The organism is Kribbella sp. NPDC002412 (genome assembly GCF_053592935.1).
In genome coordinates, this window is sequence record NZ_JBSFBL010000092.1 from 1 (window position 1) to 20,277 (window position 20,277).

General features: G+C 69.4%; 16 protein-coding genes and 1 pseudogene. 6 read left to right on the plus strand and 11 right to left on the minus strand.

Annotated features, from left to right (window positions below):
- Positions 1-896: 896 nt before the first annotated feature.
- Both ACWCOV_RS39155 and ACWCOV_RS39160 read right to left on the minus strand, forming a co-directional pair.
- Positions 897-1,384, minus strand: a pseudogene (locus ACWCOV_RS39155) (transposase); the annotation flags it as partial.
- A gap of 357 nt (positions 1,385-1,741) precedes the next feature.
- Positions 1,742-2,029, minus strand: coding sequence for a helix-hairpin-helix domain-containing protein (locus tag ACWCOV_RS39160; protein ID WP_449834446.1), 288 nt, complete (start codon positions 2,027-2,029; stop codon positions 1,742-1,744).
- 70 nt (positions 2,030-2,099) lie between these two features.
- Here ACWCOV_RS39160 and ACWCOV_RS39165 point away from each other — a divergent pair, with 70 nt between their 5' ends.
- Entirely contained in the window at positions 2,100-2,597 is a 498-nt protein-coding gene (locus ACWCOV_RS39165; protein ID WP_449834447.1) for an AAA family ATPase, read from the plus strand.
- On the opposite strand, the gene ACWCOV_RS39170 is transcribed toward ACWCOV_RS39165, so the two are convergent.
- The 3 genes from ACWCOV_RS39170 to ACWCOV_RS39180 all read right to left on the minus strand — a co-directional run bounded on the left by ACWCOV_RS39170 (position 2,594) and on the right by ACWCOV_RS39180 (position 5,652).
- Positions 2,594-3,244, minus strand: coding sequence for a hypothetical protein (locus ACWCOV_RS39170; RefSeq protein ID WP_449834448.1), 651 nt, complete (start codon positions 3,242-3,244; stop codon positions 2,594-2,596). The two genes, ACWCOV_RS39165 and ACWCOV_RS39170, sit on opposite strands and share 4 nt — an antisense overlap.
- Before the next feature lie 342 nt (positions 3,245-3,586).
- Positions 3,587-4,639 (minus strand): aldo/keto reductase, encoded by a 1,053-nt coding sequence (locus ACWCOV_RS39175; RefSeq protein ID WP_449834449.1) that lies wholly within the window; start codon positions 4,637-4,639, stop codon positions 3,587-3,589.
- Between the two features lie 11 nt (positions 4,640-4,650).
- Positions 4,651-5,652, minus strand: a complete 1,002-nt coding sequence (locus ACWCOV_RS39180; RefSeq protein WP_449834450.1) for an SDR family NAD(P)-dependent oxidoreductase — start codon at positions 5,650-5,652, stop codon at positions 4,651-4,653.
- A 73-nt stretch (positions 5,653-5,725) separates the two neighbouring features.
- Here ACWCOV_RS39180 and ACWCOV_RS39185 point away from each other — a divergent pair, with 73 nt between their 5' ends.
- Complete coding sequence (locus tag ACWCOV_RS39185; RefSeq protein WP_449834451.1) at positions 5,726-6,676, plus strand: AraC family transcriptional regulator; 951 nt, start codon at positions 5,726-5,728, stop codon at positions 6,674-6,676.
- On the opposite strand, the gene ACWCOV_RS39190 is transcribed toward ACWCOV_RS39185, so the two are convergent.
- Genes ACWCOV_RS39190 through ACWCOV_RS39205 form a run of 4 tightly spaced genes read right to left on the minus strand, consistent with a single transcriptional unit; the run spans position 6,673 to position 12,317 of the window.
- Positions 6,673-9,795 carry a chromosome segregation ATPase gene (locus ACWCOV_RS39190; RefSeq protein ID WP_449834452.1) on the minus strand — a complete coding sequence of 1,041 codons (3,123 nt, stop codon included), beginning with the start codon at positions 9,793-9,795 and terminating at the stop codon, positions 6,673-6,675. The two genes, ACWCOV_RS39185 and ACWCOV_RS39190, sit on opposite strands and share 4 nt — an antisense overlap.
- On the minus strand, positions 9,792-10,508 hold the full coding sequence (locus ACWCOV_RS39195; RefSeq protein ID WP_449834453.1) for a hypothetical protein: 717 nt from the start codon (positions 10,506-10,508) through the stop codon (positions 9,792-9,794). Before ACWCOV_RS39195 ends, ACWCOV_RS39190 begins: the two co-directional genes overlap by 4 nt.
- The gene (locus tag ACWCOV_RS39200; protein WP_449834454.1) at positions 10,501-11,130 is read right to left on the minus strand and encodes a hypothetical protein; all 630 of its coding nucleotides are present in this window, start codon (positions 11,128-11,130) and stop codon (positions 10,501-10,503) included. The genes ACWCOV_RS39195 and ACWCOV_RS39200 overlap by 8 nt, the downstream gene beginning before the upstream one ends.
- Positions 11,127-12,317 (minus strand): hypothetical protein, encoded by a 1,191-nt coding sequence (locus ACWCOV_RS39205; RefSeq protein ID WP_449834455.1) that lies wholly within the window; start codon positions 12,315-12,317, stop codon positions 11,127-11,129. The genes ACWCOV_RS39200 and ACWCOV_RS39205 overlap by 4 nt, the downstream gene beginning before the upstream one ends.
- 307 nt (positions 12,318-12,624) lie before the next feature.
- Between ACWCOV_RS39205 and ACWCOV_RS39210 the strand changes: the two genes are divergently transcribed.
- The 3 genes from ACWCOV_RS39210 (at position 12,625) to ACWCOV_RS39220 (ending at position 14,862) form a co-directional block, all read left to right on the plus strand.
- Complete coding sequence (locus ACWCOV_RS39210; protein WP_449834456.1) at positions 12,625-13,419, plus strand: TrmH family RNA methyltransferase; 795 nt, start codon at positions 12,625-12,627, stop codon at positions 13,417-13,419.
- 62 nt (positions 13,420-13,481) lie between these two features.
- On the plus strand, positions 13,482-14,462 hold the full coding sequence (locus ACWCOV_RS39215) for an SGNH/GDSL hydrolase family protein (RefSeq protein ID WP_449834457.1): 981 nt from the start codon (positions 13,482-13,484) through the stop codon (positions 14,460-14,462).
- Positions 14,463-14,505: 43 nt separating this feature from the next.
- Positions 14,506-14,862 (plus strand): iron chaperone, encoded by a 357-nt coding sequence (locus tag ACWCOV_RS39220; RefSeq protein ID WP_449834458.1) that lies wholly within the window; start codon positions 14,506-14,508, stop codon positions 14,860-14,862.
- Here the strand turns inward: ACWCOV_RS39220 and ACWCOV_RS39225 are convergent, their stop codons facing one another.
- Together ACWCOV_RS39225 and ACWCOV_RS39230 are read right to left on the minus strand one after the other, a co-directional pair.
- The gene (locus ACWCOV_RS39225) at positions 14,863-16,224 is read right to left on the minus strand and encodes an SWIM zinc finger family protein (protein WP_449834459.1); all 1,362 of its coding nucleotides are present in this window, start codon (positions 16,222-16,224) and stop codon (positions 14,863-14,865) included.
- Positions 16,217-19,117 carry a DEAD/DEAH box helicase gene (locus ACWCOV_RS39230; protein WP_449834460.1) on the minus strand — a complete coding sequence of 967 codons (2,901 nt, stop codon included), beginning with the start codon at positions 19,115-19,117 and terminating at the stop codon, positions 16,217-16,219. The genes ACWCOV_RS39225 and ACWCOV_RS39230 overlap by 8 nt, the downstream gene beginning before the upstream one ends.
- A gap of 126 nt (positions 19,118-19,243) precedes the next feature.
- On the opposite strand from ACWCOV_RS39230, the gene ACWCOV_RS39235 reads away from it, so the two are divergent.
- A complete protein-coding gene (locus ACWCOV_RS39235) occupies positions 19,244-20,221 on the plus strand; it encodes a zinc-binding dehydrogenase (protein WP_449834461.1) in 978 nt (325 codons plus the stop codon).
- The last annotated feature ends 56 nt before the right edge of the window (positions 20,222-20,277 follow it).

The window sequence follows — 20,277 nt, forward strand, 5'->3', positions numbered from 1 at the left end:
GGTCGTGGGAGAGTAGGACGCCGCCGGACATTCACACTGTTAAGGGCCACCCCACTAGGGGTGGCCCTTAACATTTCCCCAGCCGTTTCCACAGCCCGCGAAGCGGAGCCACCATCCGCACACACCTGGTGCTGTGGCCGGGGCCGCTGTGGGGCTGGACAGCGAGGCTGGGTGTGGTTGCTCGAGGCGCCATCCGCCATCCGCCATCCGCCATCCGCCATCCGCACGCAATTGGTGCTATGGCCGGGATGGCCTGTGCCGGCGCAGTTGGCGCTCGGTTGCCCGAGCCGCAGTCCGCTATACGCACGCAACTGGTGATGTGGCCGGGGCTGCCGTGCCGAGGCCGGCCCGCGCAGCTGGTGTGCGGGTGCTCGAGGCGCAGTCCGCACTCCGCCCATCCGGACGCAGTTGGAGCTGTGGCCGGGATGCCGGGGCCGACTGCCGGAGCTGGTGTGGGGGTGCTCGAGGCGCAGTCCGCCATGCGCGTGTGTCCGGTGCTGTGGCAGGGATGCCTCTGCCGGAGGACGGCCGCCTGCCGCGGTGCTGCGTCGTACTGCCTGACACCGGCCCTGTCGTCGCCCAAGACCCGGCGGGACTGGTGTGCAGGCGCCGAGACCGCGGTCGCCGAGGACTGCGGTACAAGATCTCGAGTGCTAACTCCATGAATTGGTGGCGGCATGCCTCCTGCTCGAGTGCTAACTGCACGAATTGGTGGCGGCATGCCTCCTGAAGGAAGCGTTGGCAGTCGCTTATGCGGCTTGCCCCTGCCGAAGAGCTGATCCCAGGCGGCGACTCGGCGAGGACATCGATCGGGCGGTTGGAACCGACGAGCGGAATCCCAGGCGGGTCAGTCCTGTGGAGTGGTGTACGACGTTTGGTCCTTCGTTGGTGTGTGGTTAGGCGCTGATGGTGGTGGTTGCGGTGGTGGTGGTGTCGTGTTCGGGTGCGCTGGTGGTGATGAGGGTAAGCCGACTGCGGTTGAGGGCGTCGAGGCCGAGGTAGCGGCGCCGTCGGCCCATTCGTCGTGTTGTTCGGCCAGGACGGCGCCTACGAGGCGGACGATGGAGTTGCGGTCGGGGAAGATGCCGACCACGTCGGTGCGTCGCCGGATCTCGCGGTTCAGTCTCTCGTTGGGGTTGTTGGACCAGATCTGGCGCCGGACATCACGCGGGAACGCGGTGAACGCGAGCACGTCGGCGCGGGCGTCGTCGAGATGCTGGTGCACCTCGGGCAGGCTGGTCTCGATCTGGTCCAGCAGTTTGTCGTACTGCGTGTCCACGGCTGTGGCGTCGATCTGGTCGAACACCGAGTGCAGCATCGCCTTCACTCCGCCCCAGGCGTGTTTCGGGCAGGTCGCCATGAGGTTGGCGGTGTAGTGAACCCTTCCATCAGCTCCCGGAGCAGATCCGGGCTGGCCTGCTCGAGGTGCTCGTGCAGGAACTCAGCAGGGTCGATACTGGGTTGTGCGGTCATCGCAGTGAACTTCCTCTTCGAGAGGGTTGTGAGAGATTCCTCGAAGAATCACGCGGTGACCGCACCCACGTCTACGCCCGGGCCGGCCACCACGCCGTACACCACTCTGCTGGACGCAACTGTTTCGGGGCGGGGGTGGGCGCGGGCCGGGGTGCCTGGGTGCGGGTGGGAGTGGCGCGCGGGTTGCAGGTGCTCGTGGGAGCCGCGCTGGGGTGGGCTGTGGCGGTGGGTGGTTCTAATGGCTGGGGGCGCCGGGGCAGGGAGGGCGTTAGGAGTTGGAGGGGGCAGGAACGGGTTGCTGGGACAGGAGTTGTTTGCGGTGGGGGGTGTAGGTCCACCAGGGGCGGGGTGGGTTGCCGTTGGCTTGGTCGATGGCGGACATGATCGTGTCGAGGAGGCAGGGGTCGTGGTGGTGGGCGTCGATTTGGCAGATCGAGTTGTAGAGGTCGACGGGGTCTTGGCCGGTTAGCTGGTCGATGCGGGTGATGCCGGCGCGTTCGAAGTACGCGGCGACGGATTTCCCGACGTTCATCAGGTCGGTGAGGTTCGAGGGCATGTGTCGATGCTTACTGGATCGCGCGGACGTGTCTTGAAGGTTTCGGACGCGGGGTTCGTAGGGTTCGGGTATGCAGCGTGCGGTGATGGTGTTGATCGTCGGGTTGCCCGGCGCGGGGAAGACGACCCTGGCTCGGCAGTTGGAGGAGGAGCGAGCGGCGCTGAGGTTCACGCCGGACGAGTGGATGGAGCCGCTGTTCGGGGTGAGTGAGGACGGCGGGCGGCGGTGGGTGCTCGAGTCGCAGCTGTTCTGGGGTGTCGCGGCCCGTGCGTTGTCGTTGGGCGTGAGCGTGGTCCTGGACTACGGGTGCTGGTCCGAGACCGAGCGGGACATGTTCCGCAACCGCGCGCATGGGCTCGGTGCGCTCGCGGAGATCGTCGTACTGAATCCGCCGTTCGAAGTGTTGTGGGAGCGGCTGGCGGCTCGGAATGCGGCGCTGCCGGAGGGGACGTTCCACATCACCCGCGAGGAGTTGGAGGACTACAACTCCAAGTTCCAGGTGCCGGATGCTGCGGAGTTGGCGCGATGGGATCAGCAGGTCGTGGTGACCGGCGTACCGGCGAACTAGCTCTCAGGGGCGATGCCGACTAGCGCGGCGGCGGCGCAGATGTGGACCGGCGTGAGGTCGGCCGGAGCGACCGGGGCCTGCAGGAGGGTGCCGCGTTCGAACGGGGTCAGGCCGATGTCGATGCCGTGGGCGCCGGCCACCATGCCGCGGACGTACGTCAACCAGCCCATCATCGGGATCCCGCGCCGGAACACGCCGGCCGCGGCGGCGAGCTCGGTGTCGGCGATGCTGGCCCACTCGGGTTCCCAGATCGAGACGACCGCGCGCAGGACCTGGGCGAAGCGCTCGGACTGGACGAGGGCGTCCTCGTCGCTCCAGTGCAGCGTGAGCTGGTCCGAGACGGTCGTCAGGGTACCGCCCATCGACAGGTCGAACAGCCAGGGCAGATCGCCGGTGCTCTGCAGGTGCAGCCGGGTCGTGCTCGAGCCGTTGGCGAGGACCTTCGTAGTGGCCTCGACCATCTCCTGGAGCGGGGTCGAGCCGTCGGCCTCGAGGACGTGGTAGCCCCAGCGCTCGTCCTGAGTCCAGTTGTGTACGTCGGGAAACGCCACGGCCACCGCGGTCAGGGTGCGGCCGACGCGGAGAGCGCGGTGCTCCACGGACTCGTCACGGTGGGTCCACTGGGCGCGGAGGAGCCACGATGCCATTCACGCCCTCCGATCACGAGCCGGCCGGACCTGCGCAGCAGACGGTACGCCGGTAGTCGGACGGTTGGCCAGAGTTCCGCCTACACGGCGTAAGCAGTCGCTGCGGTTCTCTGGAGCTTCCACCGGTCCAGTCTGAAGCACCATCGGGTCCGGGGTAACCACCGGGGTCCGGTTTTGGCAAATACATGACTGAAGTCATGGGTGAGTCGATGGGAGCGCTACCGCGGCCGGTGGTTCTCGAGGTGCCTCTGCGATGAGGTCGCAGGTGTGCCGCAGGCCCGGGATGACGGGAAATTGAGTAGACCTACCGCGGCAGAGCGCCGCGGCAGGTCTGTGGAGTGGTCAGGCCGCGGGACGGTCGGGGAGGGCCCGGCGGCGTAGGTGGGCGTGGTGGACGGCGGGTGGGTTGTAGGCCATGTCGAGGGTGCCGGTGTCGGTGCCGGGTGGGGCGATCTTGTCGATCTGGTCGAGGACGTCATCGGTGAGGGTGACGTCGACGCCGGCCAGCAGGTCGGTTAGGTGATCCATGGTCCGAGGGCCGATGATGGCCGACGTGACGCCCGGGTGGGCGATCGCGAAGGCCATCGCGAGATGGGTGAGTGGCATCCCGGCGTCGTCGGCGAGTGAGATCAGTTCCTCGACGGCGTCCAGGCGGCGCTCGTCGGTCAAGTGCCGGAAGCCGAACTGGGACCGGTGCGTGCTGTTCTCCTGGTCCTTGCGGTAGCGGCCGGTGAGCAGACCGCCGGCGAGCGGGCTCCAGACCAGCGTGCCCATGCCGAACTCCTCGGCCACCGGCAGGACCTCGCGCTCGATGCCGCGATTCAGGATCGAGTACGGCGGCTGCTCGGTACGGAACCGGGTCAGGCCGCGCCGCTCGGCAATCCAGTGCGACCGGACGATGTCCGACGCCGGCAGCGAGGACGTGCCGATCGCCCGGACCTTGCCGGCGCGCACCAGGTCCGTCAGTGCCGACAGCGTCTCCTCGAGATCGGTGTCAGGATCCGGTTGGTGGATCTGGAACAGGTCGACGTAGTCGGTATCGAGCCGGCGCAGCGAGTCGTCGAGTGCACGCATCAGCCACCGGCGGGAGGCACCCGACCGGTTGGGCACGGCCGGCGTCGTACCGCTGGGGTCGAAGTCGACCGGGAAGCGGGCCTTGGTCGCGAGTACGACGTCGTCGCGCCGGCCCTTGAGCGCCTTGCCGACGATCTCCTCCGACTCACCCCGGGAGTACATGTCCGCGGTGTCGATGAAGTTGATCCCGGCATCGAGGGCCCGGTGGATGATCCGGATCGAGTCGTCGTGGTCCGGGTTGCCGACGGCCCCGAACATCATCGCGCCGAGCGCGTACGGGCTGACCTTGATCCCGGTCCGTCCAAGAGTGCGGTATCGCATAGCAGTTCTCCTCAGTTCGCCTTGATCAGTTGTTCGCTCAGCTCCCACAGCCGTTCCGCCGAGGCCGGGTCGAGGGCGTGCGGTACGACGGTGGACTCGACGACCGGCTCGGTGCCGAAAGCAATGGACTTCGGGTTCTCGTCCAGCGGCGAGATGTCGTTGTTCATCAGGTAGACGCCACCGAGGTCGGCGAGCAGCGGACTGGTCGCCGCGAACACAGTGGTGCTGGCGCCCTGCTGCGCTGTCTTCTTCTCCTGCTCCGGGTCGATGATCGGCTGACCCGACTCGTCGATCAGCTCCATGGCCAGGTACATCGCCCGCTTCTCGTCCTCGGGCACAGAGCGACCCAAGTTCGTACTCACGACGACGCCCGGATGTACGGCGTACCCGCGAATCGACTCGTCGGCCCAGCGGCGATCGAGCTCGACGGCGAACAGCACGTTGGCCGTCTTGGACTGGCCGTACGCGAGCAGCGGGTCGTAGCCGGTGGTGAAGTGCGGGTCGTCCCAGCGGATGTCGGAGAGCCGGTGACCGCCGGACGTCACGTTGATCACTCGGGCGCCGTGCGCGGCGCGCAGCGCGGGAAGCAGCGCCAGAGTCAGCTGAAAGTGGCCGAGGTGGTTGGTCGCGAACTGCGACTCGTAACCGCGCGCGTCGCGCACCAGCGGCCCCGCTCCGATCCCGGCGTTGTTGACGAGGACGTGCAGCGGGCGGCCGGACTCGAGGTAGCGGTTGGCGAACGCGTCGATCGACGCCGCGTCGAGGAGGTCCAGTAGTCCGACCTCGACATCCTCGATCCCGGCCAACGCAGCCGCGGCACGCTCCGCATCGCGCGCTCCGACGGTGACTGCCGCGCCGGCCTTGCTGAGTGCGCGCGTGGTCTCCAGGCCGATCCCGGCGTGGCCGCCGGTGACCACGACATTCGTGCCGGACAGATCTTTGCCGCGCAGCACTTCGTCAGCCGTGGACGCGGCGGTGAACCCCGATCCGAGGGGATGTTGTTTCTGGGTCATACCGCCAGTCTGCTGGGCGCGGTCCGGACTCTGAATAGTTGTCAGTTCGCATTTCTTGCGCGAGAGTACGGACGTGGCCAATGATCAGCTGTCCGAGGTGTTCGACCTCGTGGAGGTCCGCGGCCTGATGTCGGGCGGCTTCGCGATGCGCGGTCCCTGGGTGACGCGCGGCCTGTTCAGTGAGCCGATGAAGTTCATCGCGATGGTGTCCGGCCGGGCCCGGCTCAGCTCCGACGGCATCGAGCCGATCGAGCTCGAGCCGGGTGACGTCGCCATCCTGAACAGCCGGTCCTGGCTGGAGCTCGAAGGCGGCGCCGGCGACGGACCGCGCCGCGAGATCGAGCCCGAACCCGGCTTCCCTTCGCCGGACCTGATCGGCGCCGACACCGAGATCGACGACATCGTCATCGGGGGCCGCATCGAGCTCAACCCGGCCGGCCAGGCGTTGCTCTCGCAGGCATTCCCACCGGTGGCGCACGTGCGCGGATCCGCCCCCTCGGCGGCCAACCTGCGGGGGAGCCTGTACCGCCTGTACGACGAGGTGACGTCGAACCGGCTAGGGTCCGCCTTCGCGATCCGGCAACACAGCCAGCTGGTGCTGCTCGAGGTGCTGCGCGCCTACATCGACCAGGCCGACCTGCCGCCAGGCGGGCTCCGGGTGCTGACCGACGTACGGCTTCGGCCGGCGCTCAGCCTGATGCATGAGGAGCCGGGGAAGTCCTGGGGGCTGGAGGAACTGGCCCGTGCCGCTGCGATGTCGCGGACGTCGTTCGCGGAACGGTTCCGGACCGTTGCGGGCGTACCGCCGCTCACCTATCTCAACCGCTGGCGGATGTTGCTGGCTCAGCGCGCGCTGCGGGACGACGACGTTCGCGTCGGGTCGCTCGCGTCCGACTTGGGGTACGCGTCGGAGAGTGCGTTCAGTACGGCGTTCAAGCGTGAGGTCGGCGAGTCCCCGTTGCGCTACCGGCACCGGGTGCGCAACGAAGTGCCGGAAGACTCGCCCGTGGAGTCAGCGATCTAGGGCGTCAGTGTCGGCGCCGCCAGATCAAGGGTGGGAGTCGTCCCGCGGTACGACTCCAGCCAACTGCGAAGCAGCTCCACGCGGGCGGCGTACTCCTCGTTGCCCTTGACCACCGGTGCCTGGTTGTACGGCATGGTGTCCGAGCTGCGCCGGAGCTTGACGTAGAGCCGAGAGGACGAGAGCGCGTAGCGTTCCATGTCGTCCTGGAGTGCGCCGATGACCGTGATGTTGCGGTCGCGGCCGATCTGCTCGAACAGGGCGACGGCCTCGCGGCGGTGCTGGGAACCCAGGTTCCGGCCGAGCTCGTCGAGGATCAGCAGCAGGGGACGATCGGACCCCCCGGCGAGCGCGGCGGCGCACACCAGCTTGACCGCCTTCTCGTCCATCTGGGCGGTGTTGCCCTTCACGTTGAACGCGGAGAACGGGCCGCCTTCCGAACGCCGCCACTTCGGCGTGACCGTCCAGCGCCACGGCTTGTCGGGCTCGGCCGGCGGGTCGGGCTCGGGGAACTCGAGCTTCGCGCCGTACCCGCCGTACTGCTGGTCGAGCCGGTCGAACTCCTGTGACACCAGGCGAAGTCGCGCTTTGATGCCGTCGGCAAGTGATGCGCGGTGCGCGCGGGCGGTGCTCTCGGCCTCGCCGAGCCCTTCGCGGGCGCGTTCGAGGGCGGCGTTGCGTTCGGCGCGCTGGCTGGCGATCTGCTGTTGCTGCAGGCTGTCGAACGTCTCGTGCTGGGCGAGGTGGCTGCTCAGCGTCCGGTGCAGCGCCGGGACCAGGCCGACGCGGACGCCGAGCGTGCCGTTCGTCCAGCCGTCCGGGCCGTTCAGGATCTCCCACAACTCGGTCGGGATCTCCTCGCGTGAACGGGCGTTCGGGAAGCAGCGGCGGATGACGTCGTCGATCTGCGTGCAGGCCTGGTGGTTCCAGTCGGCCGTCGTACGGCGTTGTGCGTCGTTCGGCAGTCCGAGGATGAACTCCTCCGCCTCCGCCGGCGTGGATCCCCACGCGGTAGTGCGCGTCGCGAGGTCGAGGGACGTCTGCTCTTCGAGAAGCGCGAGCCGGCGAGCGGTCAGGTCGTCGAGCAGCCGCTCGTGGTCGCGACGGGTGGCCTCGAGGTTCTTGAGTCGTTCGTCGCGAACGAGTTGCTGACCGGCTGCTGCTTCGGCGGACTCCTTCGCGGCCTGGAGTTGCGGCGCGAGTGATTCGCGATCCGTCTCGTGCCGGTCGATCGACTCGCGCAGGGCGAGGATCTGCTCTTGCACCGACTCGGCGTCGGCGAGTGCGCGGGCGGCCGCCGTACGGCGCTCCGCCTGCTCGACTCGGGCACGCGCCTGTTCCAGGGCTGCGGAGGCGACGGCACGGGCCTCGACCGCGGCTTCGACGCGGCGGCGGGCAGCCTCGATCCGGGCGGTGCGGCCGGTCAGCGGCTCGTCGAACTGGCCGACGGCCACGACGCCGGCGAGGTCGTCGATGTTCTCCTTCGTCGCGCGCTCACCGATCGCCGCGAAGAACCCGTCCAGGTTGAATCGCTTGTCGGCCGACTTCGGTCCGCGCTTGCCCTTGCCAGCGGCGCCGGGCCGATTCGCGAGCACCAGCAGGAATCCGGCGTACCCGGCGTCTGCCAACGCGGCCGACGCGACAGCGGCGTCGCCGAAGTCGATGACGACGGCCTCCCGGTACGGCGCGAGCCGCGGCTCCCACTCGGCACGCTCGCCCGTCGACAACTCGGTGATGTCGGTGAGAGCGCCGCACTCGAGGCCTGCGTTCTCCAGCACCTGTTGCTGCGGCGCCGACACGGTCTGACCGCTCTCGGCCTCGCGCAACTCGGCGGTCGCGAAGTCGACGGCGGACCGAGCCGCGTGGTCGCGACCGATGTGCTCCTCGAGTACGGCGCGGGCCTCGGCCTGCTCCTCGCCGGCGGCAGCGAGATCACGACCGTCCGCCGAACGCCCCGCCTCCACCAGCCGACGGTGCTCCTGACCCAGCCGCTCGAGCTGCTCGCGCACCGAACGCTGGGCCAGGTCGAGCTCACGGTCCCGCGCGTCGAGCTTGTCCCGCTCCTGCCGGGTCAGCTGGACGTCCCGCAGCAGGACCTCCTCGTTGCCGAAGGCATCGATCTCTGCATCGACCGCTTCCCGGCGCGCTTCCTGCTCGGCGACCCGTTCGTCGAGTACAGCGAGCTCCTGCAGGATCTCGCGGGTCCGCGCGTCGCCGTCGATCAGGTGCCGGGCACACCGTGCCTGCCACGACTCCTTCGCTGCGGCCAGCGCGTCCCGGGCCGCGGCACGCTGCAGGATGCCGGCTTCGACTGCGGCCATCTCCTGCTCCCACCGCTGCAGGTCGGCCGTTGCCTGCTTGGTCGCCTCGCGCTGGGTGTGCTCGGCGGAGCGGTGTGCCTGCTCCTGCTCGAGCTCGTGGTCGAGGCCGGTGAGGGTCGCGATCGCGTTGAAGATCCGGGCCGGGCCGAGCTCGTTCAGCGGCTCGGCCAGCAGGTTCGCGGTCGGGCTCGACCGGACCGACGTCGACAGGAAGGAGACGCAGCGGACCTGGCCGCCGTACAGAACAGTGGACAGCTTGTTTGCGTGGAAGTCGGTGCGGCCGTTGGAGTGCGGCAGGGCTGCCCACAGCGCGTCGGCGCCGGCGGCCCGCTCGGCCTCGGTGGCGCCGTACGGGACGTGCAGGCCGTTCTTCCAGCGCAGGTCGATGTACGACGCCTTGCGGTTGATCCGGATCCACACGGTGATCGCGGCGGCCTCGATCTCGGCGAGGTCGGTGAGGTCGGGATCGGAGAACACGCCGACGATGTAGCCGCGGTCGACGTTTGACCAGTTGCCTTCCTGACCTGCCGCCTCGGCGGTGAACAGCAACTCCGCCGCGCCGGGCGCACCGCTGGTCAGTCGCCATTGGTCGTCGGCGTGCAGCAGGCTGAGCGCCGCGATCCAGGACGACTTGCCCGCGCCGTTCGAGTCGGTCGGGCCTTGGCCGGCCACCGTGACGAGTCCTTGGCCGACCATCGGAATCGGATGCGTCGACAGGCGCGACAGGTCGACCACCTGTACGCCGAGCAACACCTTCGACCCGAGAATGTCGAACGGACCGTCCTCCACCGGAGTGCTCATGCCATCCCTTCCCCGGTACGGCCGTCAGCCGCCTGCTCGGTCGGTGTCGTGCTGCTGGTTACTTCGTCGGCCGGCTTCGTCCAGGTGCCGTTGCGGGCTCGGATGGCTTCGGCGATCGGGCTGGCGGGGGCCGCGGCCAGGATGAGTTGGTCCTGGAGGCGGCGTCGGGCTGCAGGTGTCAGGCGCTGGAGTTGCGGGCCCGGGATGTAGCTGGGGCCGCCTGAGTGGTCGCCTGACAGTTGGATGAGGCCGGCTGCGCGGAGGCGTTGGAGGGCGAGGCGGCGTTCCTCGCTGCTGATCTTGGTTGTGCGCAACTCGTCGACGGTGGTCGGACGGGCCGACTTCCAGCTGTCGCCGGTGAGGATGCCTTCGCTGCGGGGGATCGCGACGGAGTGGATCAGCACGAGGACCAGTACTGCGCGGTCGACGACCGACAGTGGCTGCCAGCCTTGCGCGGTCAGGGTTGCCGCGATGTCGTCGGCGTACCCGGATGTCCAGTGGGTGCCGTCGACGTGTACCAGTGTCCGACCGATGAGCTTGAGCATTCGCGAGACATGTCGACGTAGCGTTACGTCGCGCAGGCCGGGCAACTGCACCTCGGCCACCGGGTGGGCGGCGTACTGGACCGCGCTGAACGCAGCCAGCACCTCATCGCGCGCCCGATCGCTCAAGTCCTGCAGCAACGGATCGAACAACACATGCTGCTCACTCATCAGCCACGTCCGACTCAGTGGCGAGCAGTGGGTCGCGTTCCGGCTCGGGAGGTGGTGCGCTGGCGATGACGGCGGGTGGGGGCTCGGGCAGGTGGCGGCAGAGGTCTCGGAGGGTCGAGAGGTCGCTGCCGGTCCAGGTGATGGTGCGGGGACCCAGGCGGACTTCGGCGGCCTGCTCGTTCCAGAGCAGCCAGTGGGTGGCGTGGAGGCGGCGGAGGCTGCCGATGATGAGGGTGAGGTCGCTGGACTGTTCCGGGCGGCCGCGCATCCCGGCGTACACGGACCTGACTTGCGCGAGCGTGCCGACGGAACCCGGCCAGGCGGGACCGCTGCGGTCCGTCCAGCAGCAGGCGACGCAGATGGAGAGGACGCGAGCCGTCTCGTTCGGTTGCTCGACCGCGACCGGGGGAGTGCCCAACTCCTCGAGCACTGTGTGACCGGCACCCGACGGCAACGTCGGCACCAGCCACACCGTCGAGCCGTCCGGCGAGGCGGCGCGGGTCAGCCCTGCGACCGCCGGTGTGTCCGGCTCGACCTCCAGCGGACCTGCCGACTGCACCTTCGCCCACCACAGCGCGTTGAAGAGCCGGCGCTCCACGGCCTCCGAAGACGGCGTGCTCATCGCGTCACCCGCCGGAACACGCCCTCGGTCGCCCACGGGGTCCCCGCGCTCGGGTCGATCCGCATGCCGTCCGACCACACCAGCTCGTAGTCGAGCTCGTCATGCAGGTGCGCCGCCGTCAGCTCTGCCAGCACGCGGCGAGCCGTGATCCAGTCGCCGGCCGCGTCGACCACCTCGACGATGTCGACCGACGAGCGCCCGGCCAGCACGCGCTCGGCTTCGGCCCGCAGCTCCTCGCGATCTGTGGCCGCCGCCGACTCCGGCGCGACCGTGTCGTCGGTCGGTCGCGGCGGCGCCATCCGGGCAGTCCCGGTACGGCGTCCGGTCTCGACCGCCTCGACCATGGTCTGCGGCGAGAAGTCCGGCGCGGCCGCATCGAACAACAGTCCATCGAGCACACTCGCCAGTACGTCGGGCTCGCTGGTGCGCGTGAACGTGAGCCACGTTTCGATCGGCAGTAGTCCGAGGGCACGCGTCGTACCGGCTCGCTCCACCAGGCGACCCGCGGCGAGTTGTACTGCGTCGGCGTACGCGGCCAGCGCCATCCGTAGCGACGTACAGGCGCGGTGCAGGGTGGGCCACCGCTCCAGGACGATCCGGTGGACCTTCTCGGCCTGCTCGATCAGTCGCTCGTTGCCCCAGGCGAGCTGCGCGTTCTCCCGCAGTTGGGCAGTGGTGCTGGTCGACACCAGGATCGCAAGCTCGTTGCCCAGCAGGCGGAACACCTTCGTCAACCGCTCGATCGACGCCTGGCCGTCGTCCTCGGTCGCGCTGGGGTCGCTGACGCTGTGCGCCTCCAGGGTGAGCAGTTGGTGCAGCTCAGCCTGACCGCCCTGCACCGACATCCGGCGCAGGAACATCAGCATCACGTACGGCGCGAACGCGGCGCGGTGCCGCAGCTCGTTCGGACGGTCGACGAGTTTGGTGATCGCGCCGTACTGCCGGAGTACGTCGAAGCGGCGGACGATCACGTCGTGGGGGTAGGACCGGCAGGCCAGGGTGGCCTGTTCGACCGTGAGGCCGTCGCTGCCGGCTTCGGCGAACGCGTCGAGGATGGCTTGGTCGACGTCGAGGAGGTCGGGGTCGACGATCATCGCGCCGGCTTCGCGGGCGAGCACGGCGAAGACCTGACGGTAGACGCGCAGTACAGCCGCCTCGGCCTCGGCGTCCAGCAAGGTCGCGTCCATCAGTACTCCTCCCGTGTGTCTACCGCCCCCGCGCGAGCGCATCGGCAACAGGAGAAGGACTCTAACCACCGCGGGGGACAGACCAAAACCGGGTTGGCCGGCGGCTGTGGACAACCTGGGCTGTGGAAAACCGGGTGACTGGCTGCGAGCGGGATGCCTACGATCCGAGCGTGAAGAGAATCCTTGGCTGAGCGGTCCAGGTAGACCGCGCTCAGACCACGGCGCCTTCGGGCGTTCGCCACGCCGGCGCGGACCCGCGACAGGGTCCCCGGCGCGCTTGCTGATTCTCTCCTCACGGAGCTGGCACATGACTGTGCTTCACGCGCGCCCCATCGGCGCGCACCACCCCCGAGTCCGCGACCTGCTCGCCGTACGCAAGGACGGCGTCCCCGGCCGGATCATGATCGAAGGCACCTGGGAACACGACCGGCTGCTGACCACGAAAACCCCGATCGACACGTTCTTCTGGTGCCCCGAGGCCGGTACGGCGTACGACGTCGAGCGGATCGCCGAACGCGCGACCGAGGTCTACCGCATCTCGGAGAAGCTGCTCGCTCGGCTGTCCCGCAAGACCCGGTCCGACGGCCTGATCTCGAGCGTCCGGCTGCCCACCTGGCGACCGGAGACGTTCCGGTTCAACGGCTCCTCGCTCGTCCTGGTCGCCGACGGGGTCGAGTACGCCGGCAACCTCGGCACCCTGATCCGTACCGTCGACGCGGCCAACGCCGACTGCCTCGTCCTGACCAGCCGCCGGGCGCGGCCGAGCCACCCCGCGGTGTACTCGGCCAGCCGCGGAACCATCCTGTCGACCCCGGTCCTCGAGTTCGACGAGATCGGACAAGCGGCCGGCTGGCTGCACGGCCACGGCTTCCGCATCCATCTCGCCGACCCGGCGGCGACCGGCAGCTACCGCGATGGCGCGTACGACGGCCCGACCGCGTTCGTGGTCGGCTCGGAGGGCAACGGGCTGTCGAGGACCTGGCACGAGCAGGGCTGCGAGGCGGTGTCGATCCCGATGCTCGGCCAGGCGGACTCGCTGAACGTCGCGCTGTCGGCCGGCATCCTGCTGTTCGAAGCGCGGGCTCGGAAGGACGGGTGGTGACCGGCCAGGCAGAATTGCACCCGCCACCCGAAGCCCGCCATCCGAAGACTGAGGAGTGAGACGTGCCGTTCGAGCCTGGTGAGGTCGTCGCCCCGGGAGATCCCCGCATCGTCCTGGAAGGCCAGTGGGGACACCAGCCGGGGCTGGCGATCACCGTCAACTCCGGCTCGCGGATCACGTTCTCCTTCGCCGGCGAGCGGCTGCAGCTGCTCTTCGACACCGCCGGCCTCACCGTCGCGCCGCACCTGTGGATCACGGTCGACGACGGTGAGCCGGCGCTGCACGTGGTCGACGACCCGGTCATCGAGCTGTCCGCGCCGGACGGCCGGCACCAGGTCGAGATCGTGGTCAAGGACGTCAACGAGCACGTCAACCGGTGGAACCCGCCGTTCGAGTGCGCGGTCGTGTTCGCCGGGCTGGTGCTCGACGTGAACGCTCGACTGCGGCTGAGCGGCCGCCCCGGCGGCCCGCGGCTTGAGTTCTACGGCGACTCGATCACGCAGGGCGTGCTAGCCCTCAGCACCCATCCTGAGTCCGAGGGGGCTGACGGTACGGCGTCGTACGCCTATCTGACCGCGCGGGCGTTCGGCGCCACGTCGTACCAGGTCGGGTTCGGGCGGCAGGGCATCCTTCGGCCGGGCAACGGGGACGTGCCGCCGGGGGTGGAGTCGTTCGGCTGGAACTTCGCCGGGTCGCCGGCCGAACGCGTGGAGCCGTCCGACGTGGTCGTGGTCAACCTCGGCGTCAACGACGAGACGCTGGAGGCGGAGGAGTACGCCGACTTCGTACGGCGGGTGCGTACGACGTACCCGGCGACGACGATCGTGTCGCTGACCCCGTTCAACGGCAAGCACGCCGACGTGATCCAGGCGGCGGTGAAGTCGCTCGACGACGCCAACCTGGTGCTGGTCGACTCGACCGGCTGGATCACGGACGCCGACACGACCGACGGTGTCCATCCCTCCGTCGCCGGGCACGCCAAGATCGCCGAGCACCTCGTCGCCGCTCTCGAGACTCACACCTCGCTGCGCCGGCGCTCCTGAGGGGCCTTGCCCGGACTGGCGGTCGCTGCCCACGATGGCGGGTATGGCGGAGAACAAGTTCGCGACCGTGGACGAGTACATCGGGTCGTTCCCCGGCGACGTCCAGGAGGTGCTGGAGGAGGTACGGCGTACCATCCGCGCGGTCGTCCCGGACGCGGGGGAGAAGATCAGCTACCAGATCCCAGCGGTCACGGTGGACGGCAAGGCGCTGATGTACTTCAGCGGCTGGAAGGAGCACGTCTCCGTGTACCCGATCCCGCCGGTCGACGACGAGCTGGCCGCGCGGATCGCGCCGTACCGCTCGGGCAAAGGCACTCTCAAGTTCCCGCTGAAGGAGCCGATCCCGTACGACCTCATCACTCGGTTGGCGCAGGCCTTCGTCGCGGCGCGGGCGCAGTAGTCAGCGGAGGAGGTCCTGCGGGTCGGGGGAGGGCGGACGGGCCAGGGTCCAGTCACTGAACTGCTGGTCGAAGCGGTACCAGAGGCCGTCAGGGCCCAGGCGGAGCTGGATGCGCCCGGCGGTGACGCGGTTGGCCTCGACAGTGCCGCCCAGTGCGTCGATCCCTTCGGCGAGGGCTTGCGGGTCGAGGTCGACGGGCACGTCGACGGTGGCAGCGAGTCCGCCGGGACCGCCCTCACGCCATGCGACCGCCCAGCTGGTCAGCTGGCGGGCTGACACGCCGGCCCGGTGCGCGAGGTCAGCCAACTCCGGGGTGCCGAGCAGGTCAGCCGCGCGGCGAGCGAGATCCTGGTCGACGGTCAGCTGAAGCCCACCATCGCCGTCACCCGACGCAAACTCCCAGGCCCGCCGCGCCGCATCAGTCGCCAGCACCACCAGATCCCGCACATCCACGCCAGCCGACCGAGGCGGATCCAACGCCTGCACAGCCGCCGGCACCCCAGCAGCCCCCATCGGTCGAGGTGGCACCGGCACAGCAGGCCGACGAGCCACGGGCTCGGCGGGCGGAGGAGTCGCGGGCTGAGCGGGCGCGAGGGGATCGTCGGTGGAGTGGGTGGTGGCGGTGGTGGTGGCTGTGGTGGGTGGAGGGGTGTCGAGGGAGATGGATGCTCGGGTTGCGGCGAGGTAGGGGGCGAACGCCTTCTTGGCGGGGATGCCCGGGGGCGGGGGTTGGCGGACGGGGGTCGTTGACGTGGTTGTGGAGCGGCGGGTGCGGAGGGTGGTGAGGAGATCGTCTTTGGGGCGGCCCCGGAGGAGGAGCAGGGCGAACGGGTCGTCGTCGAGGGCGTCGGCGATGAGGTAGCAGACGGCGGCTGAGTGTTTGCAGGGGACGGCGAAGTCGGGGCAGCTGCAGTTTGTGTGGACCTCGCCGGCACCGGGGAGGAGGTCGAGGCCGGCGGCGTGGACGTCGTCGACGACCTCGGGTGGTAGCTCGCCGTCGAGGAGTGCTGCGACGCGGCCGATCTGGGCGGAGACGACGTCGAGTACGGCGTCCCACTCGGCGGCTGTGAAAGCGCGGATCCGGACTGTCACCTGGTACGGCGTGACACGGCTGCCCTGCACCACGGCCTCGACCTCACCGGGTGAGACCGTGAGCTCGAGCACGCTCCCGCGACGCGCGTACGAGCGGCCACGGGACAGCCGGTTCGGATCGAGTCGGGCCCGCTGCTCCAACGCCTCCAACCACGCCCGGCCCCACCAGGTCGCCCCGAACGGCCGCCGACTCCCCGCCCCCTTGGCCGCCGGCAACCCAGCATCCTCACCCTTCCGCCGCCACCCCTGCCACGGCACCCGCTCATTCATCGTCATCACCTACCTCCGCGGAGGTCGAGGCCGGGGAAGATTTGCCTATCGCGGAAGGGTTGTGGGCGCTTGCTGAGCCGGATTTTGAGGGGCCGGTGGAGAGTTCGACCAGTTCGGTTAGGTCTGCGTCTGACAGTTCGCTGAGCCAGGCTTCGCCGGAGCCGACTACCGCGTCGGCTAGGTCGCGTTTGGATGCGATGACGGTGGAGATGCGGTCTTCCAGGGTGTTTTCGGTGACCAGGCGGTGGACCTGGACCGGGCGGTCCTGGCCGATGCGGTAGGCGCGGTCCGTTGCCTGGTCCTCGACCGCCGGGTTCCACCACCGGTCGTAGTGGACCACATGGGTGGCCCGGGTGAGGGTCAGCCCGACGCCGCCGGCCTTCAGCGACAGCAGGAAGACCTGCGCCTCGCCGGACTGGAACTCGGAGACCAGTTGTTCGCGCTTCCGCACCCCGATCCCGCCGTGCAGGAACAGCGACCTGATCTGCCGCGCCGCCAGGTGCGCCTCGATCAGCCGGCACATCTCGACGTACTGGCTGAAGATCAGGACCGACTCGCCCTCGGCCAGGATGACGTCGAGCAGCTCGTCGAGCGCGGCCAGCTTGCCCGAGCGGCGCTCCAGCGGACCTGGCTCGTGCAGGAACTGCGCCGGGTGGTTGCACACCTGCTTCAACTGCGTCAGCAGACTCAGCACCAGCCCGCGCCGCGCGATCCCCTCCGCAGACTCGATCTTGGCCAGCGTCTCCTTCGCGACGGCCTGGTACAGCGTGGCCTGCTCCACCGTCAGCGGTACGACGACGTCGTGCTCGGTCTTCTGCGGCAGCTCCGGCGCGATCCCGGGATCACTCTTCCGCCGCCGCAGCAGGAACGGCCGCGTCACCCGCGCGAGCCGAGCCGTCGCCTCCTCGTCGTGATACCGCTCGACCGGTACGGCGACATCGTGCCGGAACCGGTCGAGCGTCCCGAGCAACCCCGGCGCCGCCCAGTCCAGGATCGACCACAGCTCGGACAACCGGTTCTCCACCGGCGTCCCGGTCAGCGCGATCCTGGTTGCCGATGGCAACGTCCGCAACGCTCGCGCGGTCCGGGACAACGGGTTCTTCGCATGCTGGGCCTCGTCCGCGACCGCGAGCCCCCAGAACACCTCGCCGATCACGCGATGGTCCTGCCGCACCACGCCGTACGTCGTCAGCACGACCTCGTCCGGCGCGAGATCGCTGAGTGTCCGGCCGGCGCCGTGAAATCGCCGAGTCGGGACGTCCGGCGCGAACCGCGCGAACTCCCGCTCCCACGTCCCGAGCAGGGTCGACGGGCAGACCACCAACGTGGGGCCGCGGCCGAGCAAGGCGAGGTGCAGCGCGATCACCTGGATCGTCTTGCCGAGGCCCATGTCGTCGGCGAGACAACCACCGAGACCCAGATTCGCGAGCTGAGCCATCCACGCGACACCACGCCGCTGGTAGTCGCGCAAGGTCGCATTCAACCCTGTCGGCTGCGCGAACGGCGCAGGCTCCTCGGCCGCCCGCAGCCGGGCGAGCATCGAGGCCAATGATCCGTTCGGATCGAACGCAACCAGCTCGCCGTCGACTTCGATGGTCCCGGTCAGCGCGGCACCGAGCGCCTCCGCACCGGTCAGCTTCCGCGTGTCACCGCGCCGCAGCTTGCGAACCAGGTCGTGATCGACCCGCACCCAGCGCCCGCGCATCCGGATCATCGGGCGCTTCGCCTCGGCCAGCGCTGCGACCTCCTGCTCCGTCAGCTCCTGCCCGTCCAGCGTCGGCCGCCAGCGGAACGCAACCAGTTCGTTGAGGTTGAAGTCCGGTCCGGTCACCGCGCCCGGGGTCGGCGTCGCGACCGTGCCACGCACAGCCAGCTCACCCGCGAACAACTCGGTCGGCCACAGCACCTCGATCCCGGCGCCCTCCAACGCCGTGCTGCCCTCGGCCAGCTCTTCGAGCGCCTCGTCGTCGACCTCGACCTCCGACGGAGCCGCATCACGCAACGCCGATCCCAGGGGCGGCCAGACCCGAGCCCCACGCCGTAAGGCGAGCAGCAGATCGGTCTCCGCCCGCTCACCGAGCGCGGACAGTACGGCGGCCGGCGCGTTCCACACGTCCTCGACATCCACCAGCAGACTCGGATCCACACCACTCCGCAGCTGCAACACAGCCCGGAAGTCGGTGTCGTCCTCCGGCGGCTCGATCCGCAGCACCAACCGCGAACCCGCCTCCTCGCTCTGAGCCGTCTCCTCGAGCCAACCAGTCGGCCCAGTCACGTCGACCGGATCGACCGACGCGAAGGCAACCGCACCAGGCCGTACGGCGACTGCCGCGGCGGGCGTCCGCACCAGCGTGTCCGCGATCGCATCCCAGAACGCCCGCACCAACTGCTCCGGATCGACCAGCCGCACCGGTCGCGTCCCTTCGATCGGCAGCGCATGCGCGTACGGCGGCATCGAAGCGCCCAGATTCTTCAACCAGCCGCGGTCCAGCGGATCCAGGGGCGCCACCCGCCAAGCGCCGTACCCACTCGCGCTGCGGTCTGGCACCAGCCGGCCGCGCGCGATCAACCCCAGCCCCGCCAACGCGGCCGTCCGCCAGACCTCCCAACTCGCCGAGCCGTCGGACCAACCGCCCGAGCCGTCGGCCCAGCTGCCCGAGCCGTCGGCCCAACTGCCCGCGCCGCCGCCGTCAGAGCCGTCCCGCACCCGATCAAGCACCTGCGCGATGGTCAGCAGCCGCGCCGGCACCGTCGTCCGCCGCACCTGCGACCCCTTCGGCAGCACCAGCGAGACCGTCCCGTCCGCCACCTCACCGACCGCCGCGAGGTCGCCGTACAACGCCAGCCGGCCCGCGCGCGGCGGATCGGCGGGGACGAAAACGGCGTCGAACATGCCCTGCACAGTACGCCGGACCACCGACAGATTCCCGCCCGTCACCCACCCCTGTGGACAACCCCGGATTTGACCTCAACTCAAGTTCAGGTTGCAGCCTCGGAGTTCCACACCAAGGGAGAAACCATGCGAGCAGCGGTAGTCACCGAGTTCGGCAGCGCGGACGTCATCCAGACCCAGGACTGGCCGGACCCCGTCCCAGGCCCAGGCGAGGCGCTCATCGAGGTCGCGGTCGCCGACGTCATCTTCGTCGAGACCGCCATCCGCCAGGGCCACCACAGCCAGTACTTCGACGTGAAAACGCCCTACGTGCCAGGCAGTTCGCTCGCGGGCACCGTCCGTGCCGTCGGGCCGGATGTGCCAACAACCTGGATTGGCAAGACCGTCCTAGGCCGTGCCTTCGGCTTCGGTGCCCACGCCGAGCTCGCGCTGGCCGACGCCTCCGGCCTGCTCGAGGTGCCGGAAGAACTCAACCTGGAGACCGCGATCGCTGTCCTCGGCGACGGTCAAACCGCCCTCATGCTGGAGGACCTCGCGCCGCCGATGCAGGGCAAGGAGGTGCTCGTCACCGCGTCGGCCGGCGGCATGGGCCTGCTGCTGATCCAGCTCGCCCACCGGGCCGGCGCACACGTCATCGCCGCCGCGCGCGGCCAGGCCAAACTCGACCTCAGCAAGGCCCAGGGCGCCGACGTCGTGGTGGACTACTCCAAGCCCGGCTGGGAGAAGCTGGTGCTGGAGGCAACGAACAACCAGGGCGCGGACATCGTCTTCGAGGGCGCCGGCGGACAGCTCGGCGCGACCGCGTTCACCGTGGTCAAGGACGGCGGCTGGTTCTCCGCCCACGGCGCCCCGAGCGGAGGCTTCGCCGCCTACGACCCCGACGAGGCAGTACGGCGCAACGTCACGGTGAAGGGCATCAACGACCTCAGAGCCGACACGACCACCACGACGATCACAAGTGCCGACGTGATCGCCAGAGCCGTCGCCGGCGACCTCAAGCCCGTGGTCGACAAGGTCTACGACCTCGACCACGTGGCCGACGCCCACAGGGCCCTCGAGCAGCGCACCCTGCTCGGCAAGGCCCTGATCAGAGTCAGCAGCTAGTTGTACTCGGCCGGGAGGTTGGTGACGGTGGGGTTGGTGGGTTGACGTGGGGAAGA

What these genes read in the sequence shown, in the direction of transcription:
- ACWCOV_RS39225 (WP_449834459.1), bottom strand. Translation starts at nt 16,224, where the DNA reads ATGAATGAGCGGGTGCCGTGGCAGGGGTGGCGGCGGAAGGGTGAGGAT.
- ACWCOV_RS39195 (WP_449834453.1), bottom strand. Translation starts at nt 10,508, where the DNA reads ATGAGTGAGCAGCATGTGTTGTTCGATCCGTTGCTGCAGGACTTGAGC.
- ACWCOV_RS39190 (WP_449834452.1), bottom strand. Translation starts at nt 9,795, where the DNA reads ATGAGCACTCCGGTGGAGGACGGTCCGTTCGACATTCTCGGGTCGAAG.
- ACWCOV_RS39170 (WP_449834448.1), bottom strand. Translation starts at nt 3,244, where the DNA reads ATGGCATCGTGGCTCCTCCGCGCCCAGTGGACCCACCGTGACGAGTCC.
- ACWCOV_RS39235 (WP_449834461.1), top strand. Translation starts at nt 19,244, where the DNA reads ATGCGAGCAGCGGTAGTCACCGAGTTCGGCAGCGCGGACGTCATCCAG.
- ACWCOV_RS39230 (WP_449834460.1), bottom strand. Translation starts at nt 19,117, where the DNA reads ATGTTCGACGCCGTTTTCGTCCCCGCCGATCCGCCGCGCGCGGGCCGG.
- ACWCOV_RS39175 (WP_449834449.1), bottom strand. Translation starts at nt 4,639, where the DNA reads ATGCGATACCGCACTCTTGGACGGACCGGGATCAAGGTCAGCCCGTAC.
- ACWCOV_RS39180 (WP_449834450.1), bottom strand. Translation starts at nt 5,652, where the DNA reads ATGACCCAGAAACAACATCCCCTCGGATCGGGGTTCACCGCCGCGTCC.
- ACWCOV_RS39165 (WP_449834447.1), top strand. Translation starts at nt 2,100, where the DNA reads ATGCAGCGTGCGGTGATGGTGTTGATCGTCGGGTTGCCCGGCGCGGGG.
- ACWCOV_RS39210 (WP_449834456.1), top strand. Translation starts at nt 12,625, where the DNA reads ATGACTGTGCTTCACGCGCGCCCCATCGGCGCGCACCACCCCCGAGTC.
- ACWCOV_RS39220 (WP_449834458.1), top strand. Translation starts at nt 14,506, where the DNA reads ATGGCGGAGAACAAGTTCGCGACCGTGGACGAGTACATCGGGTCGTTC.
- ACWCOV_RS39160 (WP_449834446.1), bottom strand. Translation starts at nt 2,029, where the DNA reads ATGCCCTCGAACCTCACCGACCTGATGAACGTCGGGAAATCCGTCGCC.
- ACWCOV_RS39205 (WP_449834455.1), bottom strand. Translation starts at nt 12,317, where the DNA reads ATGGACGCGACCTTGCTGGACGCCGAGGCCGAGGCGGCTGTACTGCGC.
- ACWCOV_RS39200 (WP_449834454.1), bottom strand. Translation starts at nt 11,130, where the DNA reads ATGAGCACGCCGTCTTCGGAGGCCGTGGAGCGCCGGCTCTTCAACGCG.